15 protein-coding genes and 1 tRNA gene are annotated in these 19,754 nt (G+C 72.0%); 8 read left to right on the top strand and 8 right to left on the bottom strand.

Annotation, left to right across the window (positions count from 1 at the left end):
* Window positions 1-78: 78 nt before the first annotated feature.
* Window positions 79-169, bottom strand: a tRNA-Ser gene (locus ACFXB5_RS11175).
* A gap of 288 nt (window positions 170-457) precedes the next feature.
* Here ACFXB5_RS11175 and ACFXB5_RS11170 point away from each other — a divergent pair.
* Together ACFXB5_RS11170 and ACFXB5_RS11165 are read left to right on the top strand one after the other, a co-directional pair.
* Window positions 458-907 carry an SSI family serine proteinase inhibitor gene (locus tag ACFXB5_RS11170; protein ID WP_385205367.1) on the top strand — a complete coding sequence of 150 codons (450 nt, stop codon included), beginning with the start codon at window positions 458-460 and terminating at the stop codon, window positions 905-907.
* A gap of 213 nt (window positions 908-1,120) precedes the next feature.
* Window positions 1,121-5,752, top strand: coding sequence for a PAS domain-containing protein (locus ACFXB5_RS11165; protein ID WP_385205365.1), 4,632 nt, complete (start codon window positions 1,121-1,123; stop codon window positions 5,750-5,752).
* 245 nt (window positions 5,753-5,997) lie between these two features.
* Here the strand turns inward: ACFXB5_RS11165 and ACFXB5_RS11160 are convergent, their stop codons facing one another.
* The 6 genes from ACFXB5_RS11160 to ACFXB5_RS11135 form a co-directional block, all read right to left on the bottom strand.
* Window positions 5,998-7,653 (bottom strand): long-chain fatty acid--CoA ligase, encoded by a 1,656-nt coding sequence (locus tag ACFXB5_RS11160; protein ID WP_385205363.1) that lies wholly within the window; start codon window positions 7,651-7,653, stop codon window positions 5,998-6,000.
* A 175-nt stretch (window positions 7,654-7,828) separates the two neighbouring features.
* Complete coding sequence (locus ACFXB5_RS11155) at window positions 7,829-8,359, bottom strand: SigE family RNA polymerase sigma factor (RefSeq protein ID WP_201858292.1); 531 nt, start codon at window positions 8,357-8,359, stop codon at window positions 7,829-7,831.
* Window positions 8,360-8,603: 244 nt separating this feature from the next.
* Entirely contained in the window at window positions 8,604-9,455 is an 852-nt protein-coding gene (locus ACFXB5_RS11150; protein ID WP_385205360.1) for a DUF1906 domain-containing protein, read from the bottom strand.
* A 53-nt stretch (window positions 9,456-9,508) separates the two neighbouring features.
* The gene (locus tag ACFXB5_RS11145; RefSeq protein WP_385205357.1) at window positions 9,509-10,675 is read right to left on the bottom strand and encodes a lipid-transfer protein; all 1,167 of its coding nucleotides are present in this window, start codon (window positions 10,673-10,675) and stop codon (window positions 9,509-9,511) included.
* Complete coding sequence (locus ACFXB5_RS11140; RefSeq protein WP_385205354.1) at window positions 10,672-11,142, bottom strand: MaoC family dehydratase; 471 nt, start codon at window positions 11,140-11,142, stop codon at window positions 10,672-10,674. The genes ACFXB5_RS11145 and ACFXB5_RS11140 overlap by 4 nt, the downstream gene beginning before the upstream one ends.
* Before the next feature lie 65 nt (window positions 11,143-11,207).
* Window positions 11,208-12,188: an OB-fold domain-containing protein gene (locus ACFXB5_RS11135; protein ID WP_385205352.1), complete on the bottom strand. Its 981-nt coding sequence runs from the start codon at window positions 12,186-12,188 to the stop codon at window positions 11,208-11,210.
* Window positions 12,189-12,920: 732 nt separating this feature from the next.
* On the opposite strand from ACFXB5_RS11135, the gene ACFXB5_RS11130 reads away from it, so the two are divergent.
* Window positions 12,921-13,982: a bifunctional DNA primase/polymerase gene (locus ACFXB5_RS11130; protein ID WP_385205350.1), complete on the top strand. Its 1,062-nt coding sequence runs from the start codon at window positions 12,921-12,923 to the stop codon at window positions 13,980-13,982.
* Between the two features lie 462 nt (window positions 13,983-14,444).
* Window positions 14,445-15,242, top strand: a complete 798-nt coding sequence (locus tag ACFXB5_RS11125; protein WP_385205347.1) for a hypothetical protein — start codon at window positions 14,445-14,447, stop codon at window positions 15,240-15,242.
* A 157-nt stretch (window positions 15,243-15,399) separates the two neighbouring features.
* On the opposite strand, the gene ACFXB5_RS11120 is transcribed toward ACFXB5_RS11125, so the two are convergent.
* Window positions 15,400-15,735, bottom strand: coding sequence for a helix-turn-helix domain-containing protein (locus ACFXB5_RS11120; protein WP_385205344.1), 336 nt, complete (start codon window positions 15,733-15,735; stop codon window positions 15,400-15,402).
* Between the two features lie 400 nt (window positions 15,736-16,135).
* Between ACFXB5_RS11120 and ACFXB5_RS11115 the strand changes: the two genes are divergently transcribed.
* From ACFXB5_RS11115 to ACFXB5_RS11100, 4 genes are all read left to right on the top strand, one after another.
* Entirely contained in the window at window positions 16,136-17,695 is a 1,560-nt protein-coding gene (locus ACFXB5_RS11115; RefSeq protein ID WP_385205341.1) for an MFS transporter, read from the top strand.
* An 87-nt stretch (window positions 17,696-17,782) separates the two neighbouring features.
* Window positions 17,783-18,073 carry a hypothetical protein gene (locus tag ACFXB5_RS11110; protein WP_385205338.1) on the top strand — a complete coding sequence of 97 codons (291 nt, stop codon included), beginning with the start codon at window positions 17,783-17,785 and terminating at the stop codon, window positions 18,071-18,073.
* 133 nt (window positions 18,074-18,206) lie between these two features.
* On the top strand, window positions 18,207-18,671 hold the full coding sequence (locus tag ACFXB5_RS11105) for a VOC family protein (protein ID WP_385205334.1): 465 nt from the start codon (window positions 18,207-18,209) through the stop codon (window positions 18,669-18,671).
* A 303-nt stretch (window positions 18,672-18,974) separates the two neighbouring features.
* On the top strand, window positions 18,975-19,496 hold the full coding sequence (locus tag ACFXB5_RS11100; protein ID WP_385205331.1) for a hypothetical protein: 522 nt from the start codon (window positions 18,975-18,977) through the stop codon (window positions 19,494-19,496).
* Window positions 19,497-19,754 lie beyond the last annotated feature (258 nt).

Here is a 19,754-nt window from a genome sequence, read left to right as displayed (position 1 = left end):
GGTTTTTTGTTGGTGGGGGGGGGGCGGTGTCACTCCGTGGGGGCGCGGCGGCGGGGGGCCGGCCCCCCTGTCGGAGAGCGGAGGCTGAGGGATTTGAACCCTCGATGGGCTTTAAGGCCCAAACCGCATTAGCAGTGCGGCGCCATAGACCAGACTAGGCGAAGCCTCCAACACACCGGTCGCTCGCGCGAGCGCGAGGTGGCGTGTGCAGATGATGTCACAGCCCAGTGGGATGTCACCAATCGCGGACTACGGTACTCGGCGGGCGGGGCCCATCGCAAAGCCCTAATAGGGGGTGGGGTGAGCGCGGCCCGTACGGCGGAGCGCATTCCTTACGGCCGAGGGGAGCCCCTTACGGCGAGCGCAGCCCCTTACGGCGGAGCAACGCGCGGGGCGGCGGCGCGTTAGACGGGGCGGGGGCAGCGCGCCCCCGACCGATCACACCAGGAGTGCCTCCATGCCCCTGCTGCACCGCCTCGCCGTCACCGCCGCGCTGACGACCGCCGCCGCCGCGGGCGCGCTGGCCCCCGCCGCGGCCACGCCGCTGCCGCTGCCCCTGCCGTTCGACGGGGAGAGCGCCGACCGGCTTGTGATCACCGTGAGTGAGACCGGTGAGGCCGATGACGCCGCGACCTTTCTGCTGAGCTGCCACCCGACCGGCGGTACGCACCCTCGGGCGCGGGCCGCGTGTGGGCAGCTGGACTCGCAGACCGTATGGGGCCGGGATCCGTTCGCGCCGGTGTCGCCGGACGCGATGTGCACCGGGCAGTACGGCGGGCCGGCCACGGCTCGGGTGACGGGCCAATGGGCGGGGCGTCCCGTCAACGCCTGGTTCAACCGCACCAACGGGTGTGAAATCGCCCGATGGAATCGGTTCTCCGTGGTTTTGCGCATGCCTGGGAGCTGACCTGGGGATTGGGCCGGGAGTGAGAGGAGAAGGGCTCGGTGAAGTTTGTCCGGGCGTGCGCCGAGACGCGCACGTCGCGCTGCGACCTCCCTCTCATCCACGGTCGCGTCCGGCGCTGGTGCCCGTAGACTCCCCTAGAGACACTCCGCAGATGGGACGGCAGAATGACCGCGGGTGTCAGCAAGGTGCGGTAGTCAGGGAGGAAGCGTCGTCGTGAGCAGCAGGCCATCCCGAGGCGCTGCTCGCCTCGCGGCGATACTCGACGCACTCCCGGACGCGCTGTTGCTGGTCAACTGCAACGGCACGATCGTCAACGCCAACCACCACGCGCTGGAGTCCTTCGAGGCTCCGGGCACCGCCCTGGTCGGCCGTGGTCTGCTCGATCTGCTCCCCTCCTTCGATCCCAATCGCATTCCCGGGTCGATGCGGCGCCCCGACGAGGCGCAGGGGGACGGCAGCAAGCCGACCCGGATGATGGCCCGGCGCACCGACGGGGCGCAGTTCCCCGTCCAGGTGACCAGCGCGAATCTGGAGGACGGGCGGACTCCTTACGCCGATCAGTACAGCTACACCGGCGATGAGCTGCTGATGCTCATCGTGCGCGACCTGACCGGGACGCTCGACACCGAGGCCGAACTCGCCCGTCAGCAGCGCCAGACCGAGATGATCCTGCGCGCGGCGGCGGAGGGCGTGGTCGGCGTGGACACCGAGGGCAAGGTGGTCCTCGTCAACCCGTCCGCCGCGCAGATCCTCGGCTACCGGGCCAGCGACATGGGCGGTCAGGAGCTTCACTCTCTTGTACACCACTCGCGCCCGGACGGTTCCCCCTTCCCGTACGAGGAATCGCCCCTCGCCGACACCCTGCGCTCCGGCCGCAAGCACCGGGTGCGCGGCCAGGTGCTGTGGGCGAAGGACGGAAGCCAGGTCCCGGTCGATCTGACCACCGCGCCCGTCCGCGACGGCGACCAATTCGTGGGCGCCGTGCTGACCTTCACCGACCGGCGGGCCGAGAAGGCCATGGCGGCCAAGCACGCCGAGGAGGTGGAGAGCCTCACCACCCGGCACACGGAGAAGGTGGAGAGCCTCACCACCCAGCACGCCGAGAAGGTGGAGAGCCTCACCACCCGGCACGCCGAGGAGCTGGAGGGGCTCACCACCCAGCACACGAGGGCCCTGGAGGAGCTGCGGACGCAGCTCGCCGAGGAGCGCACGCGGTACGCGGCACAGCTGGAGTCCGTCACCGCCCGGAACAGCCAGCTGCTCGCCGTGCTGGACCAGTCCCTGCGCGGACCGCTGGTGCAACTGCGCCATGAGCTCGGCGTGCTCGCCGACGACCCGGCCGGGCAGCTGTGGCCCGAGGCCAACCAGATCCTGCACCACCTGGCCGCCGGCTACACCCGGATGACCACGCTCGTCGACAACGTCCTGAGCTATCAGCGGCTCGACTCGAGCGGCGAGGAGCTGGCCCGCCGTACGGTCTCGATGGACGAGGTCGTATCGGCCAGTGTCGAGGGCGCGGTCGAGCTGATCGGGCCGGGGCGCGCGCAGTTCGCCGTGCACGCCCCGCCGATCGACGCCGAGGTGGACGCGGAGCGGCTCGCCCAAGCGCTCGCCCATCTGATCGCGGACGTGGCCGGGGTCGACTCCACCGGCAACGCCGCCTCGGGCGTCGCGGCGAGCGACTCGACGATCGTGGTCGCGGCGGCGCAGCGCGGCGATGTCGTACGGATCGAGGTCCGCGGACCGTACGCGGGCGGCGACCCGGTGCACGAGCCGATCGTGCGCGGGATCGTGCGCCTGCACGGGGGCGTGCTCCAGACCCATGAGATGCCGGGCATGGGCGGGCACGCGTATGTCCTGGAGGTGCCGATCTCGGCGGCGGCCGCCGCCGAGCAGGGGCGCATGGACGGGGACGCCGCCGGGCAGGGCGACGGTACGCAGGGGCAGGGCACCTCGGGCACTGGTGCCGGTACAGGTGCCGGTACGGGTGCCGGTACGGGCGCGGGCACGGCGGGCGGCAACGCCTCCGGCCAGACCCCGACCGGACGCCGCGCCCGGCACGGGGCGGCCTCCAGCGACACGCCGGGCGACACCAGCGGCGGCGGTACGCAAGGGAACGGCACCCAGGGCGGCGGCACCCACGGCAACGGCACTCAGGGCGGCGGCGCCCAGGGCGGTACGCCTCCGCCCAACCTCCGTAAGGCCGACCCCCGTACGGCCGACCCCCGTAAGGTCGACCCGCGCACCGCCGCTCAGCAGGGCGCCCCGGGGACGGCCCCTGGCGCGACCGCGCCCGCCGTGCTGCCCGCGGTCGTCGGCGAGAACGCCGCGGCCCAGCAGCAGAACGCGGCCGAGCCCGCGAACCCGCCGCGGCCCACCGGGCGGCGCAGAGCGCGCCCCCACCCCGACGAGGACCCGGCGGCGGCCGCGGCCGCGAACCCCGGCCAGAGCGCCGAGGGAGCCGCGACCGGCAGCCATCGCCACGCTCGTGGCGGCGCACCGGAAGCGGCCGGTCCGCAGTCGACGGGCCCCGCCGCCATGGGCGTTGTGCCGCCTCAGGGCATTCCCGCCCAGCAGCAGCCCCAGGGCCGCCGGGCCCGGCGCGGCGCCCCGGCGCAGGAGCAGGGCGGCCCTCAGACCGCCGGTGCCCCCGCCCCCGCGCGGGGTGCGGGCGGCCGGCCTGCCCTCGCCCTGCCCGCGGCCCCCTCCGACACGCCCCAGCAGCCCGCCCAGCCGGCCGCGTCGGGCATGCCCGCGCTGCCCGCCGCCCGCACCCCCGAGGAACAGCAGCCCAACTGGGGCCAGGACACCAGCGGCGGCCAGCCACAGGAGGTCCCGCCCACCGGACGGCGCCGCGCCCGCCGCGCACTGGGCGAGGCACCGGAACAGCCAACGCCCGACCAGGCCCAGGCCCAGGCCCCTGGCCAGCCGCAACCTCAGCAGTCCCAGCCGCAGCCCGCGGGGGATCCCGGCCTCGTCCGCTCCCCCTTCGCGCTGCCCCCGGCCGCCGCCGACCGGGCGCAGCCCGGCGCACTGCCGCCCGAGCTCGGCCCGGCCGGGCTCGTCCCCGCGCAGCACAGCCCGCGCGAGGCGCGGGGCGGCGGGCCCCAGCCGCAGCAGGGCGGGGGCCTGGCCGTACGAGGCGAGCCCGTACCGCCCAACGGCGCGGCGCGGCCCGGTGGCTGGCCGTCCGACCCGGCTCAGGGCCAGGGCCAGGACCCGCGTCGGCCCCAGCCGCAGGCCCAAGGCCCCCAGCCGGCCGCGTCGGGCATGCCCGCGCTGCCCGCCGCCCGCACCCCCGAGGAACAGCAGCCCAACTGGGGCCAGGACACCAGCGGCGGCCAGCCACAGGAGGTCCCGCCCACCGGACGGCGCCGCGCCCGCCGCGCACTGGGCGAGGCACCGGAACAGCCAACGCCCGACCAGGCCCAGGCCCAGGGTGGCCCGCAGCCCGCGGAGACCAGCGGGCGCCCACCGGCCCAGCAGCCGACTCAGCAACCGGCGCAGCCCCCCGCGCAGTGGCCGGACGCCCCCGCGCAGCCCCGTCCGCAGCCGCTGCCCGCCGAGGCCCCGCCGAACGCCGACACCACCCAGGGGCGCGCGATCAGCGTGCGCACCCTGGGCCAAGGGGTGCCGTTCGCCCAGCAGGTGGGGGAGCAGCCCCAGGGCCAGCCCGCACAAGGCCAGCCGCAGGGACGTCCGCCGCAGGGTCAGCCGCAGACGCCTTCCGGAGGCACCAGCACGAGCGGTGGCAGGCGGCGCAAGCTGGCCGCCCGGCCCGAGATGACGGACCAGGGCGCCTCGGCCGAACTTCAGCCGGCCGGCAACCGGGCGCATCCGCACACCGGACCGCAGCCCCACACCGGGCAGTCCACACAGGGCGGTCAGCAGCCCCACACCGGGCCGCAGCCGCACCCCGGTCCGCAGACCGGCGCGCAGCCCCGTCCCCAGCCCGGGCCGGGGGCGCAGCCGCAGCGTGCGGTGGGCCCGTCGCAGGGTTCCGGCCGTACGTTCGCCATCGGCGCGCCGGACGAGGGCGCCGAGGGGCCGGAGCCGCTGGACGGGCCGAACGGCGCCGTCGAGATCGTCGACGACCGTACCCCGCCGCCCGACGACGAGCTGCCGCCGGAGCCGCTGGACAACCCACGCCGCCTCCTGGTGTGGCCCGCGCCGGACATGTCCACCCAGCAGGCGCTGAGCGACCGCGGCTACCGTCCGGTGATCGTGAACTCCCGTGAGGAGGTGGACGCGCAGATCGCCGCGTACCCGGCGGCGCTGTTCGTCGACCCGCTGACCGGGCCGATCACCCGGACCGCGCTGCAGTCGCTGCGTACGGCGGCGGTCGCGGCCGAGGTGCCGGTGCTGGTGACCGCGGGGCTCGGCCAGGCGACGCGCGAGGCGGCGTACGGCGCCGACCCGGCCGTCCTGCTCAAGGCGCTCGCGCCGCGCGACAGCGAGCAGCATCCGTCGCGCGTGCTGCTGATCGAGGAGCACGCGCCGATCGCGATGGCGCTGACGGCGACGCTCGAGCGGCGCGGGATGCAGGTCGCCCGCGCGGCGACGGACGCGGACGCGGTCTCGCTCGCGGCCCAGATGCGGCCGAACCTGGTGGTGATGGACCTGATGCAGGTACGCCGCCGCCGGGCCGGGATCGTCGACTGGCTGCGCGGCAACGGACTGCTGAACCGCACCCCGCTGGTCGTGTACACCTCCGCGGACATCGACCCGGCGAATCTGTCGCGGCTGGCCTCGGGCGAGACGGTGCTGTTCCTCGCGGAGCGCTCGACGAGCGCGGAGGTGCAGTCGCGGATCGTGGACCTGCTGGCGAAGATCGGCACGAACTGACGCCCGCGGCCCGCGCCGATTACGTCTGACGCCCGCGGCCCGCGCCGGTTGCGTACGGCCGCCCCGGTTGCGTACGGCCGCCGTAAGGAGACACCCGCCTCCTTACGGCGGCCGCGTTTGCCTACGGGGACTCCCTTACGGCGGCCGCGTTGCCCACAAGGGCTCTCTTACCGTGGCCATGTTGACCACAGGGGCTCTCTTACGGTGGCCGTGTTGCCGACGCGCGCTCCCGGGCCCCGGCGTCCTCAGCCCAGCGTGGTCACATCCAGGTCCCCGTCCGCGTACTTCTTTCGGATGACCTTCTTGTCGAACTTCCCCACGCTCGTCTTCGGCACCGCCGGAATCAGCGCCCAGTGTTCCGGCAGCTGCCAGCGCGCGACCCGTTCGGCGAGGAACGCCCGCAGGTCCTCGTAGCCGATCGTGGCGCCGTCCGTCAGGACCACCGTGGCCAGCGGCCGCTCGCCCCACTTCTCGTCCGGCACGGCCACCACCGCCGCCTCCACGACCTCGGGATGGCCCATCAGCTGGTTCTCCAGCTCGACCGAGGAGATCCACTCGCCGCCCGACTTGATGACGTCCTTGGCCCGGTCCGTCAGCGTCAGATAGCAGTCGGGGCTGATGGTGCCGACGTCGCCGGTCTTCAGCCAGCCGTCCTCGGTGAACTTGTCCTCGGGGCGGAACGGCTCGCCGTCCGCCCCTCCGTAGTACGCGCCCGCGATCCACGGACCGCGTACCTCCAGCTCACCCGGCGTCTTCCCGTCCCACGGCACGAGCTCGCCGTCCGCCGAGATCAACCGGCACTCGACGGAGGCCGGGAAGCGGCCCTGCGTCAGCCGGTACGGCCAGGCGTCCTCCGCCGGGAGACCGCCCGGCGGATGGGCCACGGAGCCGAGCGGAGAGGTCTCCGTCATGCCCCACGCGTGCACGACATGGATGCCGTGGCGCTCCCCGTAGGCCTTCATCAGGGAGGGTGGGCAGGCCGCGCCGCCGATGAAGACGTTCCGCAGACAGCTCACCTCACGCGGCCTCGCGTCGAGCTCGGCGAGCAGCCCCTGCCAGACGGTGGGGACGGCGGCGGCGATGGTGGGACGCTCGCGTTCGATCATCTCGGCGAGCGGTTCGGGCTGGAGGAAGCGGTCGGGCATGAGTATCGAGGCGCCCGCCATGAAGGCGGCGTGCGGGGTGCCCCACGCGTTGGCGTGGAACATCGGCACCACCGGCAGCAGGATGTCGCCCCCGGACATCCCGAACGACTCGGCGGTGTTGACCTGCATCGAGTGCAGATAGATGGAGCGGTGGCTGTAGGCCACGCCCTTGGGGTGCCCGGTCGTCCCCGAGGTGTAGCAGAGGGCCGCGGCCTGGCGCTCGTCGATCTCCGGCCAGGCGTAGCGCTGCGGCCGCCCCTCGATCAGCTCCTCGTACTCATGGACCCGGGCGGCGCAGCCGTCCAGGACGGAACGGTCGCCGGGGCCCGCGACCACGATGTGCTTCACGGTGGTGAGGGTGGGGAGGAGCGGGGCGAGCAGCGGCAGTACGGAGCCGTTGACGATGATCACGCGGTCGGCGGCGTGGTTCACGATCCAGCCGAGCTGATCGGCGGGCAGCCGGAGGTTGAGGGTGTGCAGTACGGCGCCCATGGAGGGGACCGCGAGATACGCCTCCAGATGCTCGCAGTTGTTCCACATCAAGGTGGCCACGGCCTGCCCCGGCTCGACCCCGAGCTCATCGCGCAGCGCGTTCGCCAACTGGGTCGACCGCACCCCCACCTCGTGGAAGCTGCGTCGCCGGGGCTCGCCCTCCCCGGTCCAGGTGGTCACATGGGCCGTGCGGCCGTGCACGAGGGTCCCGTGCACGAGGATGCGGGTCACGGTCAGCGGTACGTCCTGCATCGTGCTGAGCACCGGGGCGCCTCCAGGGTTCCGGTTACGCGCGGGTTGAGGTTCCGCCGATTCTGCAGCCGACCACCTGGTATGTCACTACCCCCGGACCCGTCGGTCCCCCTGCCGTTTCGCCCGCCGTTTCGCCCGCCGTTTCGCCGGTCAGCCCCCGTAGGCCGCCATCGCGCCGATCAGGCGATCAGGCCGTGTGGCCGAGTTCCGGGTCCTCGCGGAGCTTGCCGAGGGCGCGCGAGACCGCGCTCTTGACGGTGCCGACGGACACCCCGAGCACCTCCGCCGTCTGCGCCTCGCTCAGGTCCTCGTAGTACCTGAGGACGACCATCGCCCGCTGACGGTCCGGCAGCCGCAGTACGGCGCGCCACAGCGCGTCGCGGAGCACCTGCCGTTCGGCGGGGTCCGGGGCAGGCACCGTCTCGGGCTCGGGCAGCTCCTCGCAGACGAATTCGTCGATCTTGCGCTTGCGCCACTGCGAGGTCCGGGTGTTGACCAGGGCGCGCCGCACATAGCCGTCCAGCGCGTTGTGGTCCTCGATGCGCTCCCACGCCAGGTACGTCTTGGTCAGCGCGGTCTGCAGCAGATCCTCCGCGTCGCACGCGTTGGACGTCAGCGAGCGGGCGGTGCGCAGCAGCACAGGCCCCCGCGCCCGTACGTACGAGGTGAACGACGGGAACGCGGCGGCGGATACGCCTGTGCACACGGTCGTGGTCATGGCTCAACGCTAGGAGCGAGCAGGTCGGAGCGGATCGGCCATAAGTGCCGAAGGGCAATCAGCCTCAGGTTGTACGGGTGGTGCCAGCACCACCTCCTGCGGGGGGAGGGGGCGGTCGGACGGTCAGGGTTCTTCCCGGGGGCGACCCTCGTTCCTCCCGGGGGCGACCCTCGTCCTTCCCGAGGGCGGCCCCCGTCCTTCCCGAGGGCGGCCCCCGTCCTTCCCGAGGGCGGCCCACAGGCGTTCACTTGATGATCGCGACCGGTGCGTCCACCTTGTTGCGGTCAATGCGCAGCGTCCGGCCGCCGTGCGTCACATCGACGTTGCCCCGGTACTGGTGGATGCGGCGGTGCGGATTCCACGCGCTCTTGGCCAGCGTCGACTCCCCGTACAGCGACGGCTTCCCGTTCCAGCGCGCGAACCACATCACCGAGGGCAGGTCATGGACCCCGGCCCGGCGGGCCTGCTCCACATGGCGCACCCCGGACTCGGCGCTGCTGTAGAAGCCGGGGAAGAAGCCGCGCGAGCGGACCTCGCGGTTCCAGCCGCGGATGAAGGAGAGCGTCTTGGCCGCGCAGCTCGTCCGCTTCAAGTCGTACGCCTCCATGTCGAGGTAGAGCGCGCTGCGCTTCTTCAGGGAGAGCGCCTTGGCGCGTGCCACCGCGTCCTTGCCCTCCGCCTGCCCCTGGGAGAACGGCTTGCTGCCGATGGGCACGTGCTTCTTGTTGGTGTTGCGGACACAGGGCGACTGGGATCCGACGAAGATGGGCAGCACCTGCCACTTCATGCTCTTGACGCCGCGCATCCAGGAGACGGTGAGGTTGGGCTGGCTGGCGCAGGCCCGGCCGCGGCCCGCGTAGTAGACGCCGACGGCGCGGTAGCGGGAGCTGTTCCACGCGCGCAGGGTGGCGAGGGACGGGGCATGGCAGGTGTCGAAGGCCCAGCCCTGGAAGACCTTGGCGCCCAGGGGGCGGGGGTCGGGCAGGACCTCCGCCGAGGCGGCGGGGGTGGCACCGGCGATCGCGGTGGCCAGGGCCGCGGCCAGACCGGTGGCCCAGCCCGTGATCTGCCATCTGCTCTGCTTACTTCGGGTCATATGACGAGTGAAGGTGGACCTCGGCGGCCCGATACCGCCGACACGCGCGCGAGTCAGCCGTCTGCGCCGAGGAGAAGCCCGGATGTCGGTACCCCGGTGCCCGCGGTGACCAGGGTGCGGGCGGCCCCCGGCACCTGGTTGACGGAGCTGCCGCGGATCTGGCGGACGGCCTCGGCGATCCCGTTCATCCCGTGCAGATACGCCTCACCGAGCTGACCGCCGTGGGTATTGAGCGGCAGCGCGTCCTCGGCGACGAATCCCGCCGCCTCGCCGCGTCCGCAGAAGCCGAACTCCTCCAGCTGCATCAGCACGAACGGCGTGAAGTGGTCATAGAGGATGGCCACGTCGATGTCGGCCGGGGTCAGACCGCTGCCGCGCCACAACTGCCGGGCGACCACCCCCATCTCGGGGAGGCCGGTCAGATCGTCGCGGTAGAAGCTCGTCATCTGCTCCTGGCCGCGGCCCGCGCCCTGCGCCGCGGCCGCGATCACGGCGGGCGGACGCGGCAGGTCACGCGCCCGCTCCACGCTGGTCACCACGATCGCCTGGCCGCCGTCCGTCTCCTGACAGCAGTCGAGCAGCCGCAGCGGCTCGACGATCCAGCGCGAGGCGGCGTGCTCGGCGAGGGTGATCGGCTTGCCGTGGAAGTACGCGGCCGGGTTGGTGGCCGCGTGGCGGCGGTCGGTGACGGCCACATGGCCGAAAACCTCGGGTGTCAGCCCATAGGTGTGGAGATAGCGCTGGGCGGCCATGGCCACCCACGAGGCCGGGGTCAGCAGCCCGAACGGCAGCGACCAGCCGAGCGCGGCGCCCTCGGCGGACGGCTCGCGGTGCTGTACGCCGGAGCCGAAGCGGCGCCCGGACCGCTCGTTGAACGCGCGGTAGCAGACGACGACCTCGGCGACGCCGGTCGCGACGGCGAGCGCGGCCTGCTGCACGGTGGCGCAGGCCGCGCCGCCGCCGTAGTGGACGCGCGAGAAGAAGGTGAGATCGCCGATGCCGCATGCCTGCGCCACGGTGATCTCGGGGCTGGTGTCCATCGTGAAGGTGACCAGCCCGTCCACGTCGGCCGGGGCGAGCCCGGCGTCGTCCAGGGCCGCCTGGACGGCCTCGACGGCCAGCTTCAGCTCGCTGCGGCCCGAGTCCTTGGAGAACTCGGTGGCGCCGATGCCGACGATGGCGGCCCGGCCGCCCAGGGTGTCCGGCTTGCGGGCGCTCATCGGGGGGTGTCCGGGGTGGTGGTGATGGGGGTGGTGGTGATGGGGGTGGTTCTCGGGGCGTCGCCGGTTCCCGGGGCGTCGCTGGGGAGCCGCACCGTGACCGTGCCGGTCACATGGTGGCCAATGCCGTTCTTACCGATGACGGCGACCTCCGCCGTACCCTCCGCGACCGAGGTGACCTGGCCGGTCAGCACCATCTCGTCACCGGGGTAGTTGGGCGCCCCGAGCCGGATCGCGACCTTACGGAGCCGGGCCCGCGGCCCGAAGTGATCGGTGATGTACCGGCCGACCAGCCCATTGGTGGTGAGGATGTTCATGAAGATGTCCGGGGAGCCCTTCTCCTTGGCCGCCTCGGCGTCGTGGTGCACATCCTGGTAGTCACGGGATGCGAGGGCACCGGCGACGATCAGGGTCCGGGTGATCGGGATGCGCAGTGGGGGCAGCTCATCGCCCGTACGCACCGTCATACGACCGCCTCCTCGTCCGTACGGTCCGCGCGGCCAAGGCCACCGGGGGTTCCCTCGTCCATCCGTTACGCCTCCGCGCCCCGGAACACCGGCAGCTCCAGCTCCTCGTCCACGCGCAGGAACTCCAGCTCGACGGGCATGCCGATGCGCACCTTGTCGTACGGCACCCCGGTGATGTCGCTGACCATCCGCACGCCCTCCGCGAGCTCGATCAGGACGACCGCGTAGGGCGGGTCGAAGGCCGGGAAGGGCGGATGGTGCATGACCACATAGCTGAACACCGTGCCGGCGCCGGACGCCTCGAACGTCTCCCACCGCTGGGAGCCGCACGCCCCACACCCCGGCAGCCAGGGGAAGCGCGGGGTGGCGCAGTCCAGGCAGCGCTGGATGAGCAGCTGATGCCGGGCGACGCCCTCCCAGAAACCGGCGTTGTCGCGGTTGATGACGGGGCGAGGGCGGCGCGGACGGTCGGCCGTCGGCTCCGGCTCTCGCGTCGGTTCTGGCTTTCGCTTCGGCTCCGGCTTCGCCGCGTTCTTGGGCCGCGCGGGTGCGTACTTGAGGATGCGGAAGCGGTGGGTGCCGACCAGCTCCCCGTCCCCGGCGCGGACGTTCATCCGGGTGGTGACGAAGTACCCGGTGCCCAGCTTGGTGGTCTTGCGCGGTGACACCGACTCGATGACCGCGTCGAAGGTGACCCGGTCGCCGGGGCGCAGCGGCCGCAGGTACTCCTGCTCGCAGTCGGTGGCGACCACCGATGTGCAGCCCGCGTCGTCGAGCAGCGCCAGCAGCTCGTCGTACGCCTCGGAGCGGGCCGAACCGCCGGGGTGCCCGGCCAGCCCGCCCATGGTCCACGCCTGGAGCATGGTGGGCGGTGCGGTAGCCGGATAGGCGGGGTTGGTGTCGCCCATCGCCTCGCACCAGTGCCTGATCATGGGCTCGTTGACGGGGTCCCTGCCCGCGCCGCCGCTCGCGGCCGTCCGTCCCTCGTACGCCTTCAGCCGTCCGTACAGCTCTTCCGGGTCAACGTCCAGGTCATCACGCGTCATCGCTTCCCCTGCCGCATGTCTGCCGTAGAAAGCAATCTGACTATCCGTCAGATAAATCGGCGCTGTCAAGAACGAACACCGAAGCGCGGCATACGCACGATCGCGCGATGGCGTTGATACGCCACCGCGCGACCGTACGACCTCACCCGTCCCGTTTCGCTCAATGAATCACCACAGCTCACTCAGATCGTTCGGACACCGTGCCGCTTCCGCGCTCCCCGCACCTCCCGCGTCTCCCTTACGGGTGCTCGCGGGTGCCCGCGATGGCGGCGACCTGCCCCCGTGCGAGCGGGTCACATCCCAGGAGCCGCGCCCCACCCGGGACGCGGAGAACGGTGACGCGGCGAACGGTGGCGCGGCGAAGGTGCGACCGGGGCCCGTCCGGATGTCCGCCATCTCGATTCCTCCGATCCTCCGACTCCCACGACTCCCACGAGTCCCGCGACTCGCGCGGCCTCCCCGAGGCTCGGAAGGGCCGCGGAAGCAGAGTTGCCCACCGTTTCCCGGACGATGCGTGCGGGCCGCTGGAATTACCACGCAAGCATGATGAACCTGTTTTAAACACCCCATGCACCCCCACTCCCCACCTCACGCCGGTGCGCCCGGCTCGCCGCCCCCACCCGGCCATGGGCCGAGCCTTACAAGAGATTCCGTTCCGCATAATTTCGGCCATCCTCGGCGACTTACCGGGCCCTCTTCCCATTACCGAACACTTGTCCGAAAATGGGTGACATGGCGAATCCCGCACTCGCCCATGTCCTTGCCCACGCCCTGACCGCCGCGGCCCACGGTTTCCGCGTGATCCCGCTGACCCGCGCGAAGCTGCCCGCCGTGCGCTCCCCTCACCACCACGACCCCGCGCCGCTGCCGTGCCACGGCGAATGCGGTCGGCTGGGCCACGGAGTCCATGACGCCTCGGCGGACCCGGACGCGATCCGCGCCCTGTTCGCCGCCGCCCCCTGGGCCACCGGCTACGGCATCGCCTGCGGATGCGCCCCGCACCACCTCATCGGCATCGACCTCGACCTCAGGGGCGTGCGGCCCGTTAAGCGCCAAGAGTCCGGCAGGCCCCAGGAAACCGGGGGAGCGGACAACACGAACGGTCGGGCCGAAGGGACCGGGACGGCCGAGCGAACCGAGAGGCCCAGGGCCGGAACGACCGGGGCGGCCACGAGTCCCGACGCAAGCCGTAAGGACCCCACGGACGGTCTGGCCGCCCTCTCCCGGCTGGCCCGCGAGCACGCCTTCGCCATCCCCCGTACGGTCACCGTGCTCACCCCGAGCGGCGGCCGCCATCTGTGGCTGTGCGGCCCGCCCGGCCTCGCCGTCCCCAACTCCGCCGGCCGACTGGCCCACGGCATCGACATCCGGGGACTCGGCGGCTATCTGGTCGGCCCCGGTTCCTACGCCTCACACGGCAGCTATCGTCTCGCGCCCGGCTCCCCCGCCTGGGCCCCGGCCCCCGTACCGTCCGCCCTGTTGCGCCTGCTCACGCCACCGCGCCCGGCCCCGCCCCGCTCGTACCGCCCCGGCCCGGCGTTCCCCGAGCCGCAGCCCGCGGCCCTGGAGGGGCTCGTACGGTTCGTCCGCGCCTCGCGGGAGGGACAGCGCAACGACCGGCTGTTCTGGGCCGCCTGCCGCGCCTACGAGACGGGCGCGGGGCCGGAGTTGGCCCCCGCTCTGATCGAGGCCGCGCTCGACACCGGCCTGTCCCCGCGCGAGGCCCGCGCCACCGTGGCCTCCGCGGCCCGCAGCGCCGCCCGCCACCTCCAGCCCCCGGACGCGTTTGCCTGACGCCCGGCCTGACGCCCGGCCTGATGCCCGGTATGACGCCCGGCCTGATGCCCGGTATGACCCCTGGGCGGGATGAACGGAGCAGAGGCGGCAGACGTATCGCAGGACGCCAGAGGCGGCGCGATCCAGCGGTATACGGACGGTGACCCGTGCGCTACGGGAACGAAGAGCACTATCGTGACCACGCGACGAGGCGCTCCGTACAGGAGCCGGAAGGCGCAGCAACCGGAAGGCGCAGGGACCGAAACGCGTAGGAACCAGGCGGCGCGGGGACCGAACGGCGCAGGAACCACGCCCACTCGCCGGTGCTTCCGCCCCCGAGGCGGACAGTGAAGGGATTCCCGCTCCCCCGTGATCGGTGCCCGTGACCGATGCTTCGGCACCGGTGCTCCGTGACCGGCACCCGGTGACCGGCCGACCGCCTCCGGCGCACCGGTACCAAGGCGCGATCAGGGGGGAGCATTGCACGAGCTCTACGCACAGGGGTGGTTCGCGGACGCCGCGTTACCCATAGGCGTCTGCGCGCTGGTCACCTGGATCTCGTTGGTCCACCGTTTCGCCGACAAGGGCCGCCTGCTGGGGACCGTAAGGTCCGCGTCGCTGTGCTGCGGAATCATCGCCTGCACCTGCGCGGCCGCGCTGCTCACCATCGCCCTGCTGCTGCCGCACGCCGCCGATGTGCCACCCGCCGTGGCCGCTGCCGCCGCGGGCGGGGCCCTGGCGCCTCGCGTCCGTCAGCAGCAGAACCAGCAGTCCACGCCGCCCTTCGTGGCCGTGATCACGCTGGGCATCGCGGTGCTGCTGAGCGAGCTGGAGCGGCGGCTGGTCCACGACATGTACCTCCACTGCCACCGCCTGGTCAGGGACTTCGAAAACGTGGCCCAGCTGCGCCTGTTCGCCTTCGAGGCCCGCCTCCACCTGCGCGGCTGCACCCCCGCGACCAAGGACAGGACGACGATCAACACCCTGTACGAGGAGGTGGACCAGCTCCTGGACGACGCGGCCAAGGTCGAGGCCGACATCGAGGCGAAGTGCCGGCAGCGCGAGGTCCAGGATTTCCCGTCGGAGCTGCACGCCCCGACCCGAGAGGAGGCGGAGGACCGCCGTCAGACCCTGGCGATGGCCATGGACGCCTGCGTGCGCATGCTGGAGTTCGGCTACCGCACCGGGAAGCGGAGCGGCGACCGCGAGCTCACGCGGCTGCGGGACGAGGCGCTGGCGGTACGCCCCCTCGCCACGACGGGCGCCTCGCACCCCTGACGTGGCCCGGCCCCCTGGCACGGCTCGCGCCTCTGACGTGGCTCGCACCTCTGACGTGACCCGACCCCCTGACGTGGCGCCGCACACCGCACACCGCGACGACGCCCGTCAGGGACGCACCCCGGGCACCCTGCGCACACCGCGCACCCTGATGCCTTCAAGGAGCGTAGACAAAGGCATCGGAACCATCGCCAAGCCCATGCAACCCATGCGGCCGCCGAGCCGCGTCCTCCTTGGGCTCCACAAAACTGATCTTGATGTCCAGCTCCAGCGCATCGGCCACGGCAGCGAGGCTGCGCAGCGTCAGATTCTCGTCCCCGGAGAGGATTTGGCTCACTCTCCCCGGGCTGACGTCCATGAGTCGGGCGAGGTCAGTGCGGCTCATGCCACGCTTGCCCAGCAACCCGGCGACCTCCACAGTGGCCTGACGCGCCAACCGCGCCCCCCCGTGGTCGGCAGCCTCCGCCTTCGCACCTTTGCTCTTCCACGGCACGCTCAATCAACCTCCTAGCGCATGGTGCCGACCTCGGGCTTCGAACGCCCTCAGTCAGAGCTTCCCACCTTTAGCTACAACTAAAAGCCCTCTTCCCGCCTTCCCGCCCACCACTCACCCCCCAATCAGCCGATCCCCCGCCCCTGACCTGCGCCAACACCCCACCCATACCTTTTCGGCCAGATCTGCCCGCCGCTTCTACACCAAGTGCGGCGACCAGATCGAATACGAGCGGACCTGCTGACTGCGGCACGACGCCACAGCCCTCACCTCACGTCATCTCACCTCACCTCACAGGGCTTCAACCGGCGGCTTGAGGGATATCCGCTCATCAGCGCTGGTCCGGCGGCCCAAGGCGGTGAAAAGTCTCCGGGATCACTTCAACGAAACACTTGAAGTCATGAATCCCCGAGACACCGATCCGCCCGGGGCGGAGCCTGCCCTCGAGACCCGCGACGACGCAGGAGGAGCCGCCCCCGCGCGGCGGCAGTGGTCGACGCTGCTGGCGGTGAGCGCGGCGCAGCTGCTTGTCGTCCTGGACGGCACCATCGTGAACATCGCGCTGCCCTCCGCCCAGAGCGCGCTCGGTATGTCCGACGCGAGCCGGCAATGGGCGATCACCGCGTACGCCCTGGCCTTCGGCGGACTGCTGCTGATCGGCGGCAGGGTCAGCGGGGCACTCGGCCATCGCCGTACGTTCGTCATCGGCCTGGCCGGCTTCGCCGCCTCGTCCGCGCTGGGCGGTGCCGCCGTGAACCCCGAGACCCTCTTCGGGGCGCGTGCCCTGCAAGGCGTCTTCGCCGCCGTACTCGCGCCCGCCGGGTTGTCGTTGCTCAGTACGACGTTCACCGAGCCGCGCGAACGCGGCCGGGCGTTCGGTGTGTTCGCCGCGGTCGGTGCCTCCGGTTCCGCCCTCGGCCTGGTCGCCGGGGGACTGCTGACCGAGTACGTCAGCTGGCGGGGGTGCCTGTACGTCAACGTTCCTGTCGCGCTGCTCGCCTTGCTCGGCGCGACACGCGTCCCACCGGACCATCCCGTCCGCGGCGACGGGCGGCTTGACGTCGCGGGCGCCCTGCTCAGCGCCGCGGGCTTCGCCGCCATGGTCTACGCCTTCAACGAGGCCGAACCCCTCGGTTGGGGCTCACCGAAGGTACTGACCCTGCTGACCGGCAGCGGCCTGCTGCTGGCCGCGTTCGCCGCCGTCGAGGTTCGAGCCCCCCGCCCGCTGTTGCCGATGCGCATGCTCCTGCACCGCGCCCGCGCCGGCGCGCTCATCTCGATCGGCCTGATGTTCGTCGCCATGTTCGGCTTCTACCTGTTCATGAGCTACTACACCCAGACCGTCCTCGGCTACTCACCGGTCCAGGCGGGCCTGACGCTGATGATCAACGCCCTGGCCGCCCTGATCGGCTCCACACTCATCGCCGGGAAGCTCCACGGACGCCTCACGCCCCCGGCGCTGATCCTGCCGGGCCTGATCACCGCGGCCTCCGGGATGCTCATCCTCACGCGCCTCACACCGCAGAGCACACACGTCCTGCCGCTCCACCTGGCACCCGCCCTGGTACTCACCGGACTCGGCCTCGGCTGCGTCATCCCCCCGACCGCCGCCCTGGCCACCGCCGACACACGCCGAGACGACATCGGGGCCGCATCGGCCGCCTACAACGCCTCCCAGCAACTCGGAGCCGCCCTCGGCACCGCACTCCTCAACACCATCGCGGCCAGCGCAACGGCGTCCTCTCTCGCATCAGCACGCCACACCACGCCGAACTCGGCATCCGTCCACGGCTACACCACAGCCCTGACCGTCGCCTTCGCCATCCTCCTCGCCGCCGCGTGCATCGCCCCGCCACTGACCACGACCCGCCGCACCATACGAGACCACGCGTACGGCCACGGCCACGGCCACGGCCACGGCCACGGCCACGGCCACGGCCACGGCTCACGCGAGCCGTGAGTGCGCGTCAAGCGACGCCCGCTAGCAATGAGTGAGGAGGGGCGGTCGGCGTCTCCTCCGAGGATCGTGTCTGAGCAGGAGGCAACGATGCGTCGTATCGGGCTTGTGGCGGCGTCGGTGACGGGTGCGGTGTCCCTCGCCCTGTCGCCGACAGGATCGGCCATGGCCGCCGAGGGCACCCTGACCGTCGGCCTGGCCACCCACACCAACCCCAGTGGCTGCTACACGACCAACATCTGGCCCATGTTCGTGACCAACAACACCAACGAGGTCGCCACCGTCTTTGACCTCCCCAACTGCCAGGGCCACGCGATCAGCCAGGTCAGGCCGAACGAGTCCGGCGTCTTCGAGTTCGGCACCAGCGTCTCCATCTCCTGACGCCCGGAGCACGACACGCGGAAGGGGTGCCCCCGAACCAGGGGCACCCCTTCTGACCAGTTACGTCGCTGCCCTCGCCGAAGACTGAGGGACTTGAACCCTTGGTGTCAGCGGCGCACAGTACGGTCCTGACATGGCAGCGAGAATCGATCTGACCTTTGATTGCAGGGACGCGAAGCTCCTCGCCGAGTTCTGGAAGACGGCCCTGGGGTATGTCGACGAGCCGCCGCCCGCTCCCTTCAAGACCCGCGAGGAGTGGCTCGCCCAGTTCGATCTCCCAGAGGACGATTCCGCGGACGACGGCGCGTGGCTCTGCGATCCCGACGGCGTCGGCCCCAGGCTCTCCATCCTCAAGGTTCCCGAGCCGAAAACAGCGAAGAACCGGCTCCATATCGACATCCGGATGCCAGGACACGGCAGCCCTGACGAGCGGTGGGCGCGGATACGAGCAGAGTCCGAGCGGCTGATGAAGGCAGGAGGGAAGGTCCTGGAGGAGTTCGACGGGCACCACATTCTGATGGCTGACCCAGAGGGCAACGAGTTCTGCGTCGGCGCGGCCTCCTCCGAGACCCCGTCCGACTCCGTGTGCCCTCGTTGACGCCGGCCTTGCCCACGCGGACCAGGCGCCCCGGATCCGTACGGCCCTGGAGACGCTAGCCCTGAGGCTGGACGGGAAGCGGGCGGCTGAGAACACCACCCATCCCAAGGAGACCGTCGGGCTGCTGAGGTCGCTGCCGCCGGGCAAGGTGGATTGGAAGGCCCCGGAGACGGACGACGAGGTGGCCTTCCGCTACGTTCCTGGCCCGGTGCTGATGCGGAAGTTGCTGGAGGCCGTGAGGGCCCAGGGGTCGCGCGAGGAGCACCTTCACGCGTTCGCCGGGTGCCTGTGTACTACGCGGGGATGCGCCCCTCCGAAGCGGCGGCGCTGACCGAGCGGGACTGCAAGCTGCCGGAGTCCGGCTGGGGCGAGCTGATCCTCGCGGGGAGCCGCCCGGAGGTGGGAGCCGGGTGGACGGACGACGGCAAGTCGTACGAGGTGCGTGGGCTGAAGCGGCGGGCCCGGAAGACCACCCGGCCGGTGCCCATACCGCCGGCGCTCGTGCAGCTGCTTCGAAGGCACCTGGACGTGTACGGGACCGCCCCGGACGGGCGACTCTTCCGCGCCGTGCGCGGCGGTCGGGTTCGGTCCACGGAGTACACGGAGCTCTGGCAAGAAGCCCGGCGGAAGGCCCTTCCCGCCGCCGAGGTCCATACGCCACTCGCCGAGGTTCCGTACACGGCGCGGCATGCGGGCATCTCGCTGTGGATCAAAGCAGGCGTGGACCCGGTGGAGGTCGCCCGGCGGGCGGGCACAGCATCGCGGTGCTCTGGAAGTTCCACGCCAAGCTGCTGCGTGGACAGCAGCACCGGGCCAACCAGTTGATCGACGACGCGCTCAACGGCCCTCCGGACAAGGCCGAATGACTCACCTAGGTGGATTGGCTAGCCATCCAGTCGGCTCCAGCAGCCAAGCGATCATTCCCCATATGGGGTGTCCGATCGACCGTGGCGAACCAGTCCTTGGGGGGGGGGGGGGGGGCCCGCGGCGCCGCCCCCCCCCCCCCCCCCCCCCCCCCCCCCCCCCCCCGCCCCCGCGCCGGGGGGGTGGGTGGCGGGCGGGGGGGGGCCGCCGCGCGCCGCC

It is taken from the genome of Streptomyces sp. NPDC059455 (assembly GCF_042750115.1).
Lineage (GTDB): Bacteria > Actinomycetota > Actinomycetes > Streptomycetales > Streptomycetaceae > Streptomyces > Streptomyces endocoffeicus.
Note: the sequence above shows the minus strand (reverse complement) of the source record. Positions and strands in the feature narration are given on the sequence as shown.